10 protein-coding genes and 1 pseudogene are annotated in these 12763 nt (G+C 66.9%); 10 read left to right on the top strand and 1 reads right to left on the bottom strand.

Annotation, left to right across the window (positions count from 1 at the left end):
* Nucleotides 1–4 precede the first annotated feature (4 nt).
* From ACHQ4I_RS29050 to ACHQ4I_RS29010, 9 genes and pseudogenes are all read left to right on the top strand, one after another.
* The gene (locus ACHQ4I_RS29050; RefSeq protein ID WP_420775052.1) at nt 5–1072 is read left to right on the top strand and encodes an XdhC family protein; all 1068 of its coding nucleotides are present in this window, start codon (nt 5–7) and stop codon (nt 1070–1072) included.
* Nucleotides 1073–1198: 126 nt separating this feature from the next.
* Nucleotides 1199–1579, top strand: coding sequence for an allophanate hydrolase-related protein (locus tag ACHQ4I_RS29045; protein WP_420775051.1), 381 nt, complete (start codon nt 1199–1201; stop codon nt 1577–1579).
* Nucleotides 1576–2376 (top strand): hydroxypyruvate isomerase family protein, encoded by an 801-nt coding sequence (locus tag ACHQ4I_RS29040; protein WP_420775050.1) that lies wholly within the window; start codon nt 1576–1578, stop codon nt 2374–2376. Before ACHQ4I_RS29045 ends, ACHQ4I_RS29040 begins: the two co-directional genes overlap by 4 nt.
* Nucleotides 2373–3299, top strand: a complete 927-nt coding sequence (locus ACHQ4I_RS29035; protein ID WP_420775049.1) for an NAD(P)-dependent oxidoreductase — start codon at nt 2373–2375, stop codon at nt 3297–3299. Before ACHQ4I_RS29040 ends, ACHQ4I_RS29035 begins: the two co-directional genes overlap by 4 nt.
* A 2-nt stretch (nt 3300–3301) precedes the next feature.
* Nucleotides 3302–5077 carry a glyoxylate carboligase gene (gene gcl, locus ACHQ4I_RS29030; RefSeq protein WP_420775048.1) on the top strand — a complete coding sequence of 592 codons (1776 nt, stop codon included), beginning with the start codon at nt 3302–3304 and terminating at the stop codon, nt 5075–5077.
* 7 nt (nt 5078–5084) lie between these two features.
* Nucleotides 5085–6377, top strand: a complete 1293-nt coding sequence (locus ACHQ4I_RS29025) for a glycerate kinase (RefSeq protein ID WP_420775047.1) — start codon at nt 5085–5087, stop codon at nt 6375–6377.
* A 16-nt stretch (nt 6378–6393) separates the two neighbouring features.
* Nucleotides 6394–7773 carry an allantoinase AllB gene (gene allB, locus ACHQ4I_RS29020; RefSeq protein WP_420775046.1) on the top strand — a complete coding sequence of 460 codons (1380 nt, stop codon included), beginning with the start codon at nt 6394–6396 and terminating at the stop codon, nt 7771–7773.
* Nucleotides 7770–8747: pseudogene (gene alc / locus ACHQ4I_RS29015) on the top strand (allantoicase); the annotation flags it as partial. The gene allB and the pseudogene alc, both read left to right, overlap by 4 nt.
* A gap of 338 nt (nt 8748–9085) precedes the next feature.
* The gene (locus ACHQ4I_RS29010) at nt 9086–9676 is read left to right on the top strand and encodes a TIGR03086 family metal-binding protein (protein ID WP_420775045.1); all 591 of its coding nucleotides are present in this window, start codon (nt 9086–9088) and stop codon (nt 9674–9676) included.
* A gap of 219 nt (nt 9677–9895) precedes the next feature.
* Here the strand turns inward: ACHQ4I_RS29010 and ACHQ4I_RS29005 are convergent, their stop codons facing one another.
* Complete coding sequence (locus ACHQ4I_RS29005) at nt 9896–11068, bottom strand: cytochrome P450 (RefSeq protein WP_420775044.1); 1173 nt, start codon at nt 11066–11068, stop codon at nt 9896–9898.
* Nucleotides 11069–11189: 121 nt separating this feature from the next.
* On the opposite strand from ACHQ4I_RS29005, the gene ACHQ4I_RS29000 reads away from it, so the two are divergent.
* Complete coding sequence (locus ACHQ4I_RS29000) at nt 11190–12725, top strand: DHA2 family efflux MFS transporter permease subunit (protein ID WP_420775043.1); 1536 nt, start codon at nt 11190–11192, stop codon at nt 12723–12725.
* Nucleotides 12726–12763 lie beyond the last annotated feature (38 nt).

Raw genomic sequence — 12763 nt, 5'->3', positions numbered from 1 at the left:
CACCATGCGCGACCTCACGGCAGAACTTCGCAAATGGCATGCGGCGGACAAGGATTACGCCGTTGCGACCGTTATCGGCGTCACCGGCAGTGCCCCGCGGCCGCCCGGTGCGGCGCTGGCGGTCGACGCCGACGGCATTGTCATCGGAAGCATCTCCGGTGGCTGTGTCGAAGGCGCGGTCTACGAGCTCTGCCGTGAGGTCCTGCGCACCGGCCAGCCGGTGCGCGAAACCTTCGGATACAGCGATGACGACGCCTTCGCGGTCGGGCTGACCTGCGGTGGCAAACTCGAGGTCTTCGTCCAGCCGATCACCGCGGTCGAGCGGATCGCCATCGAGGCGATCCTGCGCACCGACGAGGCGGTGGCGCTGGTGCGGGACCTGAAAACCGGTGCGGTCATGGCGATCGGCTCGTGGTGGACCGTCGGCGCCGCCTTCGACGAGGTGGTGGTGGCCGAGGCCAGGGCGATGCTCGATACCGGCGTCACCGGTGTGCGCGAGATCGGCTGTGGTGCAGGCGAAGTCACGGTCTTCGTGGAATCCTACGTACCGCCGCCCCGCATGATCGTGTTCGGCGCCATCGATTTCGCGGCCGCCGTCACCAGGATCGGCCGGTTCCTCGGATATCACGTCACGGTGTGTGATGCCCGCCCGGTATTCGCCACGCGTGCGCGTTTTCCGGATGCCGACGAGGTCGTCGTGCAATGGCCGGACCGCTATCTCGCACGCACACAGGTCGATTCGCGCACCGTGCTGTGTGTGCTGACCCATGACGCCAAGTTCGACATCCCACTGCTCGAGGTGGCGCTGCGACTGCCGGTGGCCTATGTGGGCGCGATGGGTTCCCGCCGCACCCACGAAGACCGCATGGCTGGACTGCGCGCCGCCGGAGTAACGGAATCGGAACTGGCCCAACTGCATTCGCCGATCGGTCTGGATCTCGGCGCGCGTACCGCGGAGGAGACGGCGGTATCCATCGCCGCGGAGATCGTCGCGATCCGCCGTGGCGGTTCGACGCGGCCGCTCACCACCAGCGAGGGGCCGATCCATCGGGATCTGGTCCCCACCTGGTAGCCGGGGGCTGGAGCATCCTACGAAATCGACTTCGGGATATCCGATCGGCTTCGTGCTGATCACCGCTATTCCGACAGTGCGGTCGGTCCACATAATTGACGAAATTGCGAACAAAGGAACCACTGAATGCCGTTGATTTTTCTGAACGGCTCCGCCATGCGTGGCGGGCCGCTCAATCATCTGCTGGACGGTGCGCCTTTCGCGGGGGAAGCGAAAACCGCACCGCGTTATCGTTTCTATTCGGTCGGCAACCGATTCCCGGGTCTGGATCCCGCCGCCGACGGCGGCGACTCGATCTCCGGCGAACTCTTCGACGTGCCCATGGAGGTGCTGCGCCAGCGGCTGCTGCCAGCCGAACCGCCCGAACTCGAACTCGGTGCGATCGAACTCGAGGACGGCCGCTCGGTCCTGTCGATGCTGTTGCGCCGTCCACCGACCTCATATCCGGAGCTGATCGACATCACCGCCATCGGCAGCTGGAAGAAATACCGTGAAGGAGCTGAATGAGTAATCAGGCCGGGGGTCTTGCCTTCCCGAAATTCGACGTCAATTGCTCGATCCTGTTCACCGAACTCCCGCTGCTCGAACGGCCCGCCGCGGCAAAGCAGGCCGGATTCGACGCGGTCGAATTCTGGTGGCCGTTCGGGGAGGATCCGACGCCGGGCGATAAGGAGATCGATGCGTTCGTCCGCGCGATCCACGATGCCGGTGTGGAGTTGGTCGGGCTGAACTTCATCGATCTGATTCCGGCGGGCCGCGGCCTGGTCTCCATTCCGAGCGAGGTTACCCGGTTCCGCGACAATATCGATGTGGCCGTCGGCATCGCCGAGGAGACCGGCTGCCGGGCGCTGAATGCCCTGTACGGCAACCGCATCGAGGGCGAGAGCCCGCAGAAGCAGGACGAACTCGCGCTGGAGAACCTGCGCCTGGCCGCACAGGCGGCGCGCGGCATCGGCGCCACCGTACTGCTAGAGGCGCTGAATTCCTTTGAATCGCCGGATTATCCGATCGTGAGCGCCGCGCACGCCGTGCAGATCATCGAGCAGATCGGTGCACCGAATGTGCGGTTCCTGTGCGACCTCTACCACCTGGCGCGGATGGGCGAGGGGTTGCACTCGGTAATCCGCACGCACGCGGCACATATCGGCCACGTGCAGATCGCCGACAACCCCGGCCGCGGTCGTCCCGGCACCGGCGAACTCGACTTCGCCGCGCTGTTCGAAACCCTTTCGGACAGCGGCTACGACGGCTGGATCGGCCTCGAATACAAAGACCCCGAGCTGAATTGGAAGTGGATGAAATGACTGCAGCATCGCGTAGCGATTCCGTGAGGGGTGGCGGCCGGGCGACGGGTGGGCTGAAGATCGGCTTTATCGGCCTGGGGATCATGGGCAGCCCGATGGCGGGCCACTTGGTCGCGGCCGGGCACGAGGTGACCGGCTATGACATCGGCCCCACCGGTCTCGAGAAGCTGAAGGCGGCGGGCGGCTCCACCGCCTCCGGTGTCGCGGAGGCGGTTCGAGACAAGGACATCGTCATCACCATGCTGCCCCAGGACGAGCACGTGGAGGCGGTCTTCGCCGATATCCTGGTGCATGCCGTCCCGGGCACGCTCTACATCGACTTCTCCACCATTACGCCGAAGACCGCGCGCTGGACCGCCGAGCAGGGCGCCGAGAAGGACCTGCGCGTGCTCGACGCCCCCGTCTCCGGCGGTGAACCGGGCGCGATCAATGCCGCGCTGTCGATCATGGTCGGCGGCGCCGAGGCCGACTTCGCGGCCGCCACCCCGATTTTCGAGGCGGTCGGCAAGACCTTCGCACTGGTCGGCCCGAACGGCGCAGGTCAGGTCGTCAAGGCAGCCAACCAGCTCGTTGTCGGCGGCACCTACGCGCTGGTGGCCGAGGCGATCCTGCTGATGGAGAACCTGGGCGCGGACGCAGGCAAGGGTCTCGACGTGCTGGCGGGCGGGCTCGCGGGCAGCAAGATCCTCGAGCTCAAGCGCGCGTCCATGCTGCAGCGGGACTTCAAGCCCGGCTTCCGAATCGACCTGCACCACAAGGATATGGGCATCATCCTGCAGGCCGCCCGCGACGCCGAGGTGTCGATCCCGATGGGCGCGTTGACCGCACAGTTGATCGCCGCCGCCCGCGCCATGGGCCACGGCTCGCTGGACCACTCGGGGCTGCTGAAGGTCACCGAGGCGCTGTCGGGCCGGGAGAACTGACCATGGCACGCATGCGCACCGTGGACGCCGCGGTTCTGATCCTCGAAAAGGAAGGCGCGACACAGGCATTCGGTTTGCCGGGTGCCGCTATCAACCCCTTCTACAGCGCGATGCGCGCGCACGGCGGCATCAAGCATGTGCTGGCCCGCCACGTCGAGGCCGCCTCGCATATGGCCGAGGGCTACACCCGTGCCACGCCCGGCAATATCGGCGTCTGCATCGGTACCTCGGGGCCTGCGGGCACCGATATGATCACCGGCCTGTATTCCGCCAGCGCGGACTCGATTCCGATCCTGTGCATCACCGGTCAGGCGCCGGTGGCGAAGCTGCACAAGGAGGATTTCCAGGCCGTCGATATCGCCTCGATCGCCGCGCCGGTCAGCAAGTGGGCGGTGACGGTGCTGGAGCCCGCGCAGGTGCCCGGCACCTTCCAGAAGGCCTTCCGGCTGATGCGTGAGGGCCGTCCTGGGCCGGTACTGATCGATCTGCCGATCGATGTGCAGCTAGCCGAAATCGAGTTCGACATCGAGACCTACGAGCCGCTGCAGGTGCACCGACCGGCCGCGACGCGGGCCCAGGCGGTCAAGGCCATCGAGATGTTGAACGCGGCGCAGCGCCCGCTGATCGTCGCTGGCGGAGGCATCGTGAATGCCGACGCCGCGGCGCTGCTGGTCGAATTCGCCGAATTGACCGGTGTTCCGGTGGTGCCGACCCTGATGGGCTGGGGCACGATTCCCGACGACCACGCACTGCACGCGGGCATGGTCGGGCTGCAGACCTCGCATCGGTACGGCAATGCCACCCTGCTCGAATCCGATTTCGTGCTCGGCATCGGAAACCGTTGGGCCAACCGGCATACCGGCGGTGTGGACACCTACACCAAGGACCGCACCTTCGTACACGTCGATATCGAGCCGACCCAGATCGGGCGCGTCTTCGCACCGGATTTCGGCATCACCTCCGACGCGGGCGCCGCGCTGCGGATCTTCGTGGAGGTCGCGCGAGAGCTCGCCGCGGCGGGGCGGCTGCCCGATCGCAGTGTGTGGGCCGAGCAGTGCCGCAACCGGAAACAGGTGGGGCTGCGCAAGACGCACTTCGACGATATGCCGATCAAACCGCAGCGCGTGTACGAGGAGATGAACAAGGCGTTCGGGCCCGACGTGCGCTACGTCAGCACCATCGGCCTATCCCAGATCCAGGCGGCGCAGCTGCTGCACGTCTACCGGCCGCGGCACTGGATCAATGCGGGTCAGGCCGGACCACTCGGCTGGACCGTGCCCGCGGCCATCGGTGTCGCCACCGCCGATCCCGAATCCACCGTGGTGGCGCTGTCGGGTGACTACGACTTCCAGTTCCTCATCGAGGAATTGGCCGTCGGCGCGCAGTTCAACATCCCGTACATCCATGTCGTGGTGAACAACTCGTACCTGGGCCTGATCCGTCAGGCGCAGCGGGCCTTCGATATGGACTACTACGTGCAGCTGGCCTTCGACAACATCAACAGCCCGGAGCTGGCCGGCTATGGCGTCGACCACGTCAAGGTCGCAGAAGGCTTGGGCTGCAAGGCGATTCGGGTATTCGATCCGGCATGGATCGGTCCGGCCCTCGATGAGGCGAAGAAGCTGGTGGCCGAATTCCGGGTGCCGGTGATCGTCGAGGTCATCCTCGAACGCGTGACGAATGTGTCGATGGGACTCGAGATCGACAATATCGTCGAATTCGAGGAGCTGGCGCAGTCGGCCGCCGACGTCCCGACCGCGACCGCGCAGCTGGACTGAGCGGCCCATGACACGAGTCCTGATCGCGTCCGACAAGTTCAAGGGGTCCTTGACCGCCGCGCAGGTCGGTGCCGCTGTCCGCGCTGGCATCCACCGCGCTCGGCCGGGTGCCGAGGTGTCGGTGGTGCCGATCGCGGACGGCGGGGACGGCACCGTCGCCGCCGCCTTGGCCGCCGGGTTCGAAGCGGTGCTGGTCACCGCGTCCGGACCCACCGGCGAACCGGCGTGCACGGCGTATGCCCGCCGCGACGATATCGCCGTGGTGGAGTTGGCGGACGTATCCGGGCTCGTGCGGCTGCCGGGCGGCGAGTTCGCTCCGATGACGGCCACCAGCCGGGGCACCGGGGAGGTCATCGCCGCGGCGATCGATGCCGGATGCCGCCGGGTGGTGCTCGGTATCGGGGGTAGTGCGGGCACCGACGGCGGCGCCGGACTGCTGCAGGCGCTCGGTGCGCGTCTGCTCGATGCCGACGGGTCCGAAATCGGCGATGGCGGTGCGGCATTGGCTCGAATCGACACGATCGACCTTGCCGCGGTGCGAGAACGGCTGGCCGGAGTGCAGATCACGGTCGCCTGCGATGTCGACAATCCGCTGACCGGCCCGCGCGGTGCGGCCGCCGTCTACGGCCCCCAAAAGGGCGCCGACGGTGACCAAGTGGCGGTGCTCGACGCGGCGCTCACCCACTGGGCCGACCGTGTCGCGGCGGCCACCGGTGTCGATCTGCGCGAAAGTGCCGGTGCCGGGGCCGCGGGTGGGGTCGGATTCGCCGCGGTCGCGGTGCTCGGCGCACGGCTGCGTCCCGGGATCGAATTGGTATTGGAGCTGGTCGATTTCGCCGAGCGGGTCGCTGGTGCGGATCTGGTGGTGACGGGTGAGGGCATGCTCGATGAGCAGACCCTCTACGGCAAGGCGCCCGCGGGTGTCGCCGCTGCCGCCGGGTTCTCGGGCGTGCCGGTGGTGGCCGTCTGCGGCCGGAATACGCTGCCCGCCAAACGATTGCGCGACGCGGGCTTCGTCGCCGCCTACGCCCTGGCCGAGATCGAATCCGATATCGCGCGCTGCTTCGCGGAGGGTGAACTGCTGCTCGAGCGGCTTGGTGCGCGGATTGCCGCCGAACACTTGCCGCCGGATCCCACGACGGATCGGCCATCTGCCGGGCACCAGTCGCCAGCTACGGATCAAGTGTCCGAGCTACCCGGGGTGGCCACTCCGGAGCGCACGGTCGCGGACCTGGCCGAGGCGATTGTCGCGGCCGTATCCCGCAACGGCACAACGACATTCGACGGGAAGTTCCAATGAACGACGGAGCGGCGTGATGCGGAAGAACTCTGAGATCCAGACGATTTCACCGGTTCCCGCGCACCTGGACCTGGTGATCCGTGCGCAGCGGTTCATCGGGACGGCGGGGGAGACCAGTGGCTCGATCGGCGTGCGCGACGGCCGGATCGTGTCGATCGAGCCGCTGGACTGCGCCTTGGCCGCCAAGTCGGTTGTCGAGCTCGCCGCGGATGAGGTGCTGCTACCTGGTGTCGTCGATGCGCATGTGCACGTCAACGATCCCGGCCGCACCGAATGGGAGGGCTTCCCGAGCGCGACCAAGGCGGCCGCCGCGGGCGGTGTCACCACCATTATCGATATGCCGCTCAACAGCATTCCGCCGACGTGCGATCTGACGGCACTCGAAGTCAAGCGCAAGACGGCCCAGGATCGGGTGTACGTCGATGTCGGATTCTGGGGCGGCGCGATTCCCGGGAATGTGGCGGACTTGCGTCCACTGCAGGACGCCGGTGTATTCGGCTTCAAATGCTTTCTGCTGCACTCCGGCGTCGACGAATTCCCGGCACTGGACGCCGTGGAGTTGGAGCTGGTCATGCGCGAGATCCGCTCGTTCGACGGACTGCTCATCGTGCACGCCGAGGACGCCCACGCGATCGAGCGCGCCCCGATTCCGCAGGGGGACAAGTACTCCGGATTTCTGCGTTCGCGTCCACGCGGCGCGGAGAACCTGGCCGTCGCCCAGGTGATCGAACTGGCCCGCTGGACCGGCGCTCGCGTGCACATCCTGCACGTGTCGAGTTCGGATGTGCTGCCGATGATCGCCTCGGCCCGCCGTGACGGCGTCCGGATCACCGCCGAGACCTGTCCGCACTACTTGTCGTTCGCGTCGGAGGAAATCCCGGACGGCGCAACGCAATTCAAATGTTGTCCGCCGATCCGCGAGAGCGGCAACCGCGAGCTGCTCTGGGAAGGGCTGCGCGAGGGCATCATCGACATGGTTGTCTCGGATCATTCGCCCTCGACCGCCGACCTCAAATGCTTCGACACGGGTGATTTCGCGCGTGCGTGGGGCGGGATTTCCTCACTGCAACTGGGCCTTTCGGCCGTCTGGACCGAGGCGCGACTGCGTGGGTTCACCCTGGTGGATATTGCCCGATGGATGAGCCGAGCACCCGCCGAACATGCCGGTCTGCGCCGCAAGGGCGCGATCGAGGTCGGCTACGACGCGGATTTCTGCGTCTTCGCACCCGATGACGCCTTTGTCGTCGACGCCCACCGCCTGCACCACAAGAACGCCGTCACACCGTACGCGGCCCGCCCACTGGCGGGTGCCGTCCGCGGTACCTGGTTGCGCGGCAACCGAATCGATATCGACAATGAGCCGCAGGGGCGGCTCCTGGCCCGAGGAGAAGTATGACCGATCGAACCGCCCCGGCCTTCACCCGACTGCCCGATCTCGCCTCCCGTGCGATCGCGGGCAGTGTGGTCTATGCCAACGATGAATTGTTCGCCGAGCGGGAGAACCTGATCCGGCCCGGCCGTGCGGTCTTCAGCACCGAGGACTTCGGGCACAAGGGCAAGACCTACGACGGCTGGGAGACCCGCCGCCGCCGCGAGACCGGCAACGACTATGCGCTGATCCGGCTCGGCGTGCCCGGCCGGGTGCGCGGTGTCGTCATCGATACCGCCTGGTTCATCGGCAATTACCCGCCCTTCGCCTCGGTCGAGGCGACGAGTGTGGAGGGGCAGCCGTCGCCGGCCGAACTGCGGCAGGCCGATTGGGTGACCCTGGTGGCGAAGTCGGATATCGAGGGCAATACCGACAATTTCTTCGAGGTGACCGACGAGCGCCGCTTCACCCACGTCCGGCTCTCGATCTACCCGGACGGCGGCGTCGCCCGCTTCCGTGTGCACGGCATTCCGCTGCCCGATCCCCGTTTCCTCAGTGGGACAATCGATCTCGCGGCGCTGGAGCACGGCGGCGATGTCGTCGACTGCTCGAATATGTTCTTCTCCGCGCCGACCAATATCCTGCTGCCCGGCCGGTCCCGGCAGATGGACGAGGGCTGGGAGGGTGCGCGCCGCCGCGACTGCGGCAACGATCACGTCACCGTGCGGCTCGGCGCGCGTGGTGCGATCCGACGCGTAGAGATCGACACCTCGAATTACGTCGGCAATGCGCCGGGTTGGGCCGTGCTGCGCGGTGTGGACGCCGCATCCGGTGCCGACCTCGACGATCCCTCGACGTGGACCGAACTGCTGCCCCGGACTCGGCTGCAGCCCGATGCCCGCCACTTCTTCCGTATCGGTGGCGGCGCGCCGGTCACCCATGTCCGCCTCGACGTATACCCAGACGGCGGTGTTGCGCGGCTGCGGGTACACGGCGAGATCGACCCGGAGACCCTGGTCGCCGACACCGTCGCCTGGCTCGGCGCCCTGCCCGAACCGCACGCGCTTCAGGTACTCACCACCGATGGCGGGCTATCCCGTGATGACGCACGGAAGCTGCTCGCGGAACGCCCCTTCGCGAGTCCCGATGCGGTGCCGTCGGCCGTGATCGACGCGCTGCTCGCGTTGTAGTCCAGCGATCCGGGGCGGCGCGCTGTGTCCGGCCGTAGGGCGGTCACCCGGTCCCCTGGATGCGGAAATGGCGCGGCCCGCGGCGGCGTAGTCGGCTGAGTTGCGCGTTCCGCGGTGGACGCGGCGGTCGCGGGGCAGAATCGAAAGGCATGGATACCGTTGACCTGGTCGACCGCGCATTGACGCAGATGGGCGAGGTTATCGCGGGGATTCGGCCGGAGCAGGCGCGGTGGCCGACGCCCTGTGCTGGCTGGGATGTTCATGCGCTCGTGCGGCACGTCATCGGGCAGAGTCTGCGGAACTTCCTGGCTTCGGCGCGCGGGGAGATGGCCGATTGGGCGGCTGCGCCCGAGGAGCTCGGTCCGGACTGGGCGGCGCAGTACCGAGCCGCGGCCGCGTCGGTGTTGCAGACGTGGCGATCGGCCGACCTGGACCGCAAAGTGCCCGGACCCGGTGGTGCAGAAGCCCCGCTGCGCAGTCGAGCCGACCAGCAGCTTGCCGAATTGGCAATGCACGCTTGGGATCTCGCGCGGGCGACCGGACAGGACCTGGAGTTGGATCCGGAGGTCGCCGAACACGGTCTCGCCTGGTCCCGCGGCATGCTGCGGCCCGAATTCCGCGGCCCGGACAAGGCATTCGCTCTCGAAGTCCCCGTCGCCGGGGACGCATCCGCCTACGAGCGCCTCGCCGGTTGGTTCGGCCGGGACCCCGCATGGAAGTCGCCCAGCGAGTCGAGCTGAACCCGGCGGTGCGACTTCCGTCCTCGCACGCCTTTCAACTCGACTCGCACGGTGATCAGCCGCCGGGCATGCTCCTTGTGCACCGCCCGCCGTGCGCCGCCAGGGCCTCAGCGACCTGCGGGCAACTCCACCCGCCCCGCATCGCCTGTTCGGCGCCGGCGTCCTGCACCTGACCGCTCGAGCGCCGCCACCGCCTCGACGGTGTGCTGCTCGACGCGCTCATGAAGACAGCACGACAGGCAGTTCCATCGGACCACGGTGACGGAATCCGGAGCGCCACTGGATATTTCGCGCATCACAGGTGAGCGTCGGAGTGCGGTCGCCGAGAAATAGCCCGTCGAGCACCGCCCCGGCGATGGTCCGAACCAAGGCAGTGCCGAGGCATGCGTGGCCGCCGTGACCGAGTCCGAGGTGCGGGTTGGTCGTCCGCGTCAGATCGAGGTCGGTCGGGTTGTCGAAGATCTCGGGATCGTGATTGGCCGAGGCCATGCACAACAGCACGGTTTGACCGGGACGGATGGTGTGGCCCGCGATATCGAGTTCGGTGGTCGCGAATCTGGGCCCCGACAGCACCTGTGGCGACTGGTAGCGCAGCAGCTCGTCCACCGCGGTCCGGGTATCGGACATGCTTCGCAGCAGGGCCAGCTGGTCCGGATGGGTGAGCAGGGCGAGCGCCGATCCGCCGACGAGGTCGGCAACCACTTCGTACCAGACGAAGAGCAGGTAGAAGATCACCCCGGCCAGCTCTTGCGCATTGGGCGAACCGTTGTCGTGACTCGCACTCACCAGCCGCCCGAGCACAGTGTCGTCCTGCGCCCGCTCCATGGTCGCAAGGACGATGGCGCGCATGGTGGTGAGCGTGTCGCGAGCGCGTGGGGGAGTGGAGCTCGGTACCAATGTCGAAGTCGCCCAGTGCAATAGCGCTTCGCGTTCCGGTGCGGCCAGCCCCAGCAGTTCGCCGAGTACGGCCGCGGGCAGGGATACGGCGAAACGTTCGATGAGGTCGATCTCCACGCCGGTTCCCACCTCCGACAGACAAGCCTCGACCAATCCCGGTGCCGTGCGCGCCCATTCGGCGAGCCGCCGCGGCGACAACTCCCCGGTGACGGCCCGTCGCAGCCGGGCGTGATCATCCGGTTCGCTTTCCAGGAACGCATGGTCCAACGGTGGCGGCACCACGAATCCGCGATAGTCCGTCTCCCCGGCATGGCGCGGTTGCGTGGAGAGTCGACTGTCGAGCAGCCCGGCGCGAACATCGGCGAACCGAGTAACCAGCCAGGCGGGCGGTCCGTCCGGTGTTCGCACCCGGTGCACCCCACCGTCGTCGCGCAATCGCCGCAGCGTCGGCCATGGATCCGCGGCGAACCGGGCATCGAAGATCTGCAGAGTCACGACGCCATCATCCGGGTTGTTCGCACGTGCTTGTACACCGCGAGACGCCGACAAACCCGAGGTGTGGCACAGGTCGCAGAATTTGCTGGTCATTTGGCCGACTAGGTGCGAGGCTTAAGCGGTGACACATCCTCCGGATACTGCGTCGGTGGCGGCGGATCCCGCGACCGACAAGCTCGACATCGCGGTCTTCAAGGTGGCGGGAGTGGTCGTGCTCGGCGCGATCATGTCGATCCTCGACATCACCGTGGTGACCGTCGCGATCCCCAAATTCCAGAACGAATTCCACACCACCACCGCGATCGCGGCCTGGTCGATGACCGGCTACACGCTGGCGCTGGCCAGCGTCATTCCGCTCACCGGATGGGCGGCGGACCGATTCGGCACCAAACGGCTGTACATGCTCGCGCTGACGTTGTTCGTGCTCGGCTCGGTGCTGTGCAGCCAGGCCTGGAGTATGGAAACGCTCATCGCCTTCCGCGTGGTCCAGGGCCTCGGCGGCGGCATGCTGATGCCGCTCGGCATGACGATCATGACCCATGCCGCCGGCCCACAGCGGATCGGCCGGGTGATGGCGGTACTCGGGGTGCCGATGTTGCTCGGCCCGATCTGCGGCCCGATCCTGGGTGGCTGGCTGATCGACAGCCACGGCTGGAAGTGGATCTTCCTGATCAACGTTCCGGTCGGCATCGTCGCACTGATTCTGGCGTTCGTCGTCTTCCCCGCGGATAAGCCGGAGCCGTCGGAATCCTTCGATTTCCTCGGCATGCTGCTGGCCTCGCCCGGTCTGGCGCTGTTCCTGTTCGGCGTCTCCTCGATTCCGGGTGAGGGCACCGTCATCGCGGCGAAGGTGCTCATACCCGCCGCCATCGGCCTCGTGCTCATGGTGCTGTTCGTGTTCCACGCGCTGCGCATCGAACATCCGCTGATCGATCTGCATCTGTTCCGCAACCGGTCGCTGACCTTCGCGGTGCTCACCATGGTGTTGTTCGCGACCGCGTTCTTCGGCGCCGGTTTGCTGCTGCCGACCTACCTACAGCAGGTGCGCGGTGAGACCGCCATGGCCGCCGGTTTGCTGATGGCGCCGCAGGGTCTCGGCGCGATGTTGACGATGCCGATCGCGGGCCGGCTGGTCGACAAGATCGGTCCCGGCAAGATCGTCATGACCGGCATTTCGCTGCTCTCGCTCGGCACGGTGTTCTTCGTGCAATTGAAGGCGGATACGCCGTATCCGTTCATGCTGAGCGCATTGTTCGTGATGGGGCTCGGCATGGGCTGCACCATGATGCCGATCATGACCGCGGCGATCCAGACGCTGACCCACCAGCAGGTCGCACGCGGCTCGACGCTGATGAACATCATCAACCAGTCCGCCGGATCGATCGGCACCGCGACGATGTCGGTGGTGCTCAGCAGCCTGCTGAACCGGCAGACATTCGCCAAGCCCGCGATCGCGTCGAATTACGATTCATCGATCGCGGCCCACCTCCCGCCGGGTGCGGTCGATACGGGATTGAGCCAGGCCGCGACGGCATTCAGCCACACCTACATCGTGGCGCTGGTGCTCATCGTGCTGACCTTGATTCCCGCGTCGTTCCTGCCGCGGACAAAGCCGAAGTCGGACGCGGTAGCGGACGCGCCGGCGCTCGTTCATTAGTCGCGGGTTCCGAGTTCGCCCGTGCACCAGGCGAACTC

Origin of the sequence: Nocardia nepalensis (assembly GCF_048910785.1) — a bacterium.
Taxonomy (GTDB): domain Bacteria; phylum Actinomycetota; class Actinomycetes; order Mycobacteriales; family Mycobacteriaceae; genus Nocardia; species Nocardia nepalensis.
The sequence above is the reverse complement of the archived record's forward strand: the minus strand, read 5'-3'. Positions and strand labels throughout refer to the sequence as shown.

What these genes read in the sequence shown, in the direction of transcription:
- ACHQ4I_RS29025 (WP_420775047.1), top strand. Translation starts at nt 5,085, where the DNA reads ATGACACGAGTCCTGATCGCGTCCGACAAGTTCAAGGGGTCCTTGACC.
- ACHQ4I_RS29010 (WP_420775045.1), top strand. Translation starts at nt 9,086, where the DNA reads ATGGATACCGTTGACCTGGTCGACCGCGCATTGACGCAGATGGGCGAG.
- ACHQ4I_RS29040 (WP_420775050.1), top strand. Translation starts at nt 1,576, where the DNA reads ATGAGTAATCAGGCCGGGGGTCTTGCCTTCCCGAAATTCGACGTCAAT.
- ACHQ4I_RS29050 (WP_420775052.1), top strand. Translation starts at nt 5, where the DNA reads ATGCGCGACCTCACGGCAGAACTTCGCAAATGGCATGCGGCGGACAAG.
- ACHQ4I_RS29035 (WP_420775049.1), top strand. Translation starts at nt 2,373, where the DNA reads ATGACTGCAGCATCGCGTAGCGATTCCGTGAGGGGTGGCGGCCGGGCG.
- allB (WP_420775046.1), top strand. Translation starts at nt 6,394, where the DNA reads ATGCGGAAGAACTCTGAGATCCAGACGATTTCACCGGTTCCCGCGCAC.
- gcl (WP_420775048.1), top strand. Translation starts at nt 3,302, where the DNA reads ATGGCACGCATGCGCACCGTGGACGCCGCGGTTCTGATCCTCGAAAAG.
- ACHQ4I_RS29045 (WP_420775051.1), top strand. Translation starts at nt 1,199, where the DNA reads ATGCCGTTGATTTTTCTGAACGGCTCCGCCATGCGTGGCGGGCCGCTC.